Origin of the sequence: Paenibacillus ginsengihumi DSM 21568, assembly GCF_000380965.1 — a bacterium.
Lineage (GTDB): Bacteria > Bacillota > Bacilli > Paenibacillales > NBRC-103111 > Paenibacillus_G > Paenibacillus_G ginsengihumi.
This window is the reverse complement of the sequence record NZ_KB905665.1, coordinates 1-5,261: the sequence shown is the minus strand read 5'-3', so window position 1 is coordinate 5,261 and position 5,261 is coordinate 1. Positions and strand designations below refer to the sequence as shown.

Annotated in this window: 9 protein-coding genes; 1 reads left to right on the top strand and 8 read right to left on the bottom strand. The window is 44.5% G+C overall.

Features of this window, described 5'->3' with window-relative positions; all coding sequences use genetic code 11:
- Positions 1 to 248, top strand: a 248-nt coding sequence (locus tag F591_RS0126640) for an ATP-binding protein (protein ID WP_019537592.1), incomplete at its 5' end; no start/stop codon positions are given.
- 28 nt (positions 249 to 276) lie between these two features.
- On the opposite strand, the gene F591_RS0126635 is transcribed toward F591_RS0126640, so the two are convergent.
- The 8 genes from F591_RS0126635 to F591_RS31855 all read right to left on the bottom strand — a co-directional run.
- Positions 277 to 996: a hypothetical protein gene (locus tag F591_RS0126635; protein WP_019537591.1), complete on the bottom strand. Its 720-nt coding sequence runs from the start codon at positions 994 to 996 to the stop codon at positions 277 to 279.
- A 395-nt stretch (positions 997 to 1,391) separates the two neighbouring features.
- Positions 1,392 to 2,237, bottom strand: coding sequence for a recombinase family protein (locus tag F591_RS0126630; protein WP_156829721.1), 846 nt, complete (start codon positions 2,235 to 2,237; stop codon positions 1,392 to 1,394).
- A 189-nt stretch (positions 2,238 to 2,426) separates the two neighbouring features.
- Positions 2,427 to 2,939, bottom strand: coding sequence for an HGGxSTG domain-containing protein (locus F591_RS29840; protein WP_051109271.1), 513 nt, complete (start codon positions 2,937 to 2,939; stop codon positions 2,427 to 2,429).
- A gap of 98 nt (positions 2,940 to 3,037) precedes the next feature.
- Positions 3,038 to 3,241, bottom strand: coding sequence for a hypothetical protein (locus tag F591_RS0126620; protein ID WP_019537588.1), 204 nt, complete (start codon positions 3,239 to 3,241; stop codon positions 3,038 to 3,040).
- Positions 3,242 to 3,534: 293 nt separating this feature from the next.
- Positions 3,535 to 3,990, bottom strand: a complete 456-nt coding sequence (locus F591_RS29240) for a hypothetical protein (protein WP_019537587.1) — start codon at positions 3,988 to 3,990, stop codon at positions 3,535 to 3,537.
- 183 nt (positions 3,991 to 4,173) lie between these two features.
- Positions 4,174 to 4,476, bottom strand: coding sequence for a hypothetical protein (locus F591_RS0126605; protein WP_019537586.1), 303 nt, complete (start codon positions 4,474 to 4,476; stop codon positions 4,174 to 4,176).
- A gap of 15 nt (positions 4,477 to 4,491) precedes the next feature.
- A complete protein-coding gene (locus F591_RS31065; protein WP_169445886.1) occupies positions 4,492 to 4,911 on the bottom strand; it encodes a polymorphic toxin type 50 domain-containing protein in 420 nt (139 codons plus the stop codon).
- Positions 4,883 to 5,261 (bottom strand): hypothetical protein (locus F591_RS31855; RefSeq protein WP_040742669.1); only part of this gene is annotated, 379 nt, incomplete at its 5' end. The genes F591_RS31855 and F591_RS31065, both read right to left, overlap by 29 nt.

Below are 5,261 nucleotides of genomic sequence, written 5' to 3'. Positions count from 1 at the left end.
ATCTGATGTTCATGGCGCTGGATCGGCAGGAGGCTCACTTGTTCTTTCAGTTGATCAACAAACTGTATGGGCAGGCCTCCATCATCCTGACGTCCAACAAAGGACCGGAAGATTGGGGAGAACTGCTCGGGGATCCGGCCGTCACAACCGCCATTCTGGACCGGATCCTGCATCGAAGCGAGGTGATTCACCTGACAGGAGACAGCTACCGGCTCAAGCACCGCCAAACCATATTTGGAAATTTCTAGTTGTTGAAAATAAATTCGCGAAATTTGTTCAAAGGTACTTGACGGTTACAACATTCTTACTTTCTTCCTCATTCATCAACATACGAGCCTGATCTGCCCGTTTCTTTGGAAGGCTGCCCCAGTCCATAATCACCGCTGCAAAGTATTGCTTGTTCTGTTCCGGTGGGTGATGCAGCAGTTCTGCTAACGCAATTCTTTTTTCTGGCTTGAACACATTCTCAATTCGAGTTAATTCCTGGTCAATCACAATATTTTGGTTCTCATATAATTCCAACTGCTTGTTGTATATCTTGCAATGACCGTTTGTTTTCCGTTGGTGCTTCTTGCCGAAGTAGCGTGTCCCTTTGAATTCCCTCAACTTTCGCCGACCATCCTGGGGGATAACCAGCACATTATCCATGGAAGTCTTTACATCGTAGGCAATATCACAGCTAATAAAGTAAATACCACTTGCGACGCGGCGCAAGGCATCCAGCAATTCTTTAAAATGAAAGTAATACTCAGGTCTTGTTTCCAGCCGCAACGTGTATGACATACCTTCCGGCTCGCTCCAGTTTCGGTAAAACACATGTAAATATGCACCATCAACTTTCCGCAGATGTAATTGATACCCATACCCCTGATAATTCAATCTCTGTTTGCACAACTCACCGCTTTTAACAGCCTTGCTCACTAAAGCATAGTAAACACTTTTCGGCACATCCGCATATTCCACCACAAATTTGTCGATAGATACCTTCGCTTTCATCGCCTGCTGCCCTCCCACACTTGCACGCTTTTTACAACTTGTGATTGTATTTTTTTAAGACTTAATCGACTAATTATATAATTATCGGACTTGACTGCTTTCAGGTCATTAGACGCAAAAAAAACACTTGTCGCCAATGAATGGCAAAGCAAGTGTTCAAAGTTGAAAGTTTATCGTTTACAAGTTGATAGAAGGTTGATTAAAGTTTGCTGAACAGAACCAGCGTCAACGCTGTGAGGTTATTATGACATCCGGGCAGGCAAGAGTCAACAGTCTACACATGTCCAAGGTTCGGGTATAGTACTGCTGCTTCCCTGTGATCGCCAACGAGCTTTCACGATCTCGCCGTTTGCTACCTGCCTCGGTGTCTTTTGTGGTGAATACCCTTGAAAACGTCAGATCACCGGGTTCTCACAAGGCTGCTGCGATAATCGTTTGCGTTCTCTCGCCTTGTTCCATAGCTGCCGGCTAATGATTCGGGGGAATACGTCTTTCTGCCGGATGCCGTTTTGCTCCTTACTGCCGTGATAGGTATTGAAGCCTGTATAGGTTTCATTGCTGAGTACATTCTGCACCTGTACGACCGTCCATACCTTGCCTGTCTTCGTTAGAATGCCAGCTTTGTTCAGTAGCTTGGCGATACGGTAAGGATTCATTCCTTCTACATATTCTTGAAAAATGTATTTTACAGTGCTGGCTTGCTGCTCATCCAGCACCATGTTTCCGTCCAGCAGTCTATACCCATACGGAATACCTCCACCAGCATATTGATTCTTTCTAGCTGTGGCAATTCGTCCGTTTTTCGTGCGTTCATTGATCGTGGCACGTTCAAACTCAGCAAAACCGCCAAGCATTTGCAAGAAAATCTTCCCCTGCGGCGTCGAGGTATCCATTCGCTCCGTCACACTAATGAACGCCATACCGCTTGGCTCTAGTTCCTCTTCGATCAAGTCCAGCAGATGATTCAATTGACGGTGGATACGGTCTGATTTTGTCACGACAATCCCGCCAACCTCATGTTCAGGCTGCTGAATGTAGTGCAACATCTCTTGATAACCATCTCGTTCTACTGTACTGCCGCTAACTCCTTCGTCCTTGAAGATCGCTGCCAGTTGCCAGCCCTGACTCACGCAAAACGCTTCAATCTGCCTGACCTGTTCACTAATGGATGTGTTCTCCATCTGACTGTCCGAGGAGATACGCACGTAGCCTACCCATTTCTTGACCTTCGTTTCCTTCATGTAAATGCCTCCCGTTTTTTGTAACACCATACGACCTTACGGAAGGCAATTACAACCCTCTTTATCCTTTTCGCCACTCGTTAACCGTGATTGTGGTAAGACATTTTTATATTCATTTTTAGCTGCCACGCCTAATGCGTTAGTAAAAAGGAGCGAACAAAGCAATGCTCTGTCTGCTCCTGCTATCTGCTATTCTCTTTGCCGTTCCTTTCTCGCTCGTTCTAGAATCTCAACTAACTGGTCTAATGAGCCGTCGCTTTTCTGCTTCTGCATATCCCTGAGCTTACCGTTCTCCCGAATCAGTGCCGCAACATTCATCTGGACTTTGGTGATGGCATCTTCCATGGCTCTGATTTCAGCAGGGTCTGGCTTGTCCTTCTGTTCCTCCTGCTGAATACGTTGCAGCATTCGCCTAATGCGTAACGCTGAAAGTCGATACTCGCTATCCACCTGTACATTCGGGTCGGTTGAAACCCGATGGTACAACTTCCTTTCTTCCTCCGTTAGCGTATCTAGCCAGATGGTTTCATACAGTCCGTGCTTCAAGGCATTTTTGTTGCCCTTTAGGCTCTCGCTATGTTTTGCCTTGTCCTTCGGCCCCGTGGATTTCCCACCATGAAACCTGCACCTTCCATTCACTAAAGCTGCTTTCTTGCAAGGCTTTCCGTTTCTCGTCTTCGCCCCGCATTGGCTTTTTTCCATCCTTTCACCGCCTAACTTCATATCATGGGGTATCGTTTCCCTAACCGGGGGGAGAGCATCTTGCCTCCAAACTGTTCATCTATCCATTTTCACTATGTTCAATATTCTTGTTCATCCTCAAGAAATGACTCTTCTATTGCTTTCCTATTCTCTGCTCTCTGTTTCTGATGTAATTGAAATGCCTCAAACTGATCTGTATTAGCGATGAACGTAAAGCAGTCAAAGTACATCCGTGTTAGTTCCGCTTTCGTTTCGATCTCGTGAAGTAACAGTTCCCATAAGATTTCTTCATGTTTCGTCATTGTGCTATTTCCTCCTGCGATTGTCGTATTTGGTTGCGCTCGTGGTTTCGTGCCTGCTGCGGTAAATTGTCCTTGGTTGTACGTTTGAATGGGTGCATCACCTAAGAGCGTTGGGCTATATATGCTACGCCTTTGATTGCTGTGCCTTGCGTTCCCAGTATCTGCGCTCGTACTCCTTCGCTTTCAAACGATTCTCCGGCTTCTGTCTCCATTTGCGCCGATACTCACGTTCGTATTGTCTTCTGTATTCTCGGCGTAATTCCAATGCTTCGGGGCTTAGTTGCGCCATTCGTCTATCCCTCCAATTCTTCCAGCTTTGCCATTTGGGAAGCTAGTAGCTGTTCCGTTTCCTGTATTCGTTCCTCTGCCCGCCGAATCATTGCTGCTGCTTCTTCCTTTGCTACGTCCAATTCCTTTTTCTGACGAGCTAACACACTTTTGTTATGCTGTACAGTCTCTCTTAAACCAGATGCTTCACGTTGTATTTCTTCCAAACGATGAATTGCTTCCAGTCTTGGGTGTCCGTCCTTATTGTCGGCCAATTGATCAAAGAAATCAGCCTGTTCGAGTAGCTGTTTTACTTCCTTCGCTACTTGCGGGTCGATACTTCCAGAGCGTCTTAACTCGTCCGCCTGTTTCCTCAGTTCCTGTGCTTTCTGGCAGAATCCCCTTACTTCCTCTACAATTGCCTCGTACTCTGCTTGTGCCTGAGCAATTAGACCCGCCTTTTCCTGTACTTGTTTTACCATTTCCCTTTTCCTCCTTTGATTTTAGACATGCAAAAAAGGCTCATTCCTCCTTATCGTTAAAGTTGGAATAAGCCTTTGAAAGTTGGTCTAAGCGTGTTTGTCAAGTTTTTTAGTGTTTGGTTTATTGGTTGTATTTTATTACCCTGCTGCTAAGATGTAAACCCTCTAAGAGACTCGATAACTTTAGTTATGCCAAACTACTGTTCCATCTTCTAAACTTATTTTGGATAAATTATCCCTCGCCGAAACCTCTATCAAACTTCCTGCAGCATATTTTTCATTTTGCTGTAATGGTTCCTGCAAGATTGACTGGATTTTAACCAAAAGGGCAAAGTATTCTTCGTAACCATCTTCGTCTAATTCTAGTCCATTATCCGTTTCAAAAATTGTGTCAAGCCAACCTTTGACCTTCCTGCCATTCATCCATTCTATCACTAACACGGTTCCACTTGGATATCCACTTACCTTCTGAATTAAACTATCCATTTCATACATTCTCCTTTACGGTCTTGCTGGTACAATATGCGCCCCATTTTTAGAATAGTGAATAATTCCTTTAGTGGTTTCAACAGCCTCACCCGTAACAGGGTCTACATATTTACCAATAATTTCACCAAAATCAACACGTTCTTTGTTTTGTCCAATCCATTCTCCTTTCCCTGCACATTTATCTAACAACTTCTGTGCATCACCAGTAAAAATACTTTTTCCTGGCTGATAGTTTGGATGCCCAGGAATATGTTTACCTTGTTTTCCAGCATGTACTGTTGCATCAAAACCATTTACAACTTTTGGCGTCCCCTCAGCACCGTTACTGCCATTTTTATTATTGCCATTATTGCCGTTATTCCCATTGTTGTAATTGTTGTTATTGCTATTGTTATTATTCTCGTTACCTCCTTTTATTTCTATAATCTTCAAACTCAAAATACCGGATGTTAGAGCTTTTCCCTTGACCTGCATACCCTAATTGGTACCCATCGTTTTTAAATGCGTTCGCGAAGTTTTCGGCGAAATCATTCATGCTATTTTTAAGATTCTCTTCAACATCTTGGAGACTCTCTTTTAACGCCTGTCTTGTTTGCGGGGCCTTATACCAGTCTACACCTTGCTGAATTCCTTTTTGTACTCCTTGCTTTAGAAATGCCGCTACGGGGACGAGCGCCATAGGTCCACCTGTAAACAGCGCACCAACCATTCCCGCTTTTACTGCTTCTCCCAAAGTTGGCGTTCGCCCATTAATCATTTCCGTTAGTGTGTAGTCCGTATAG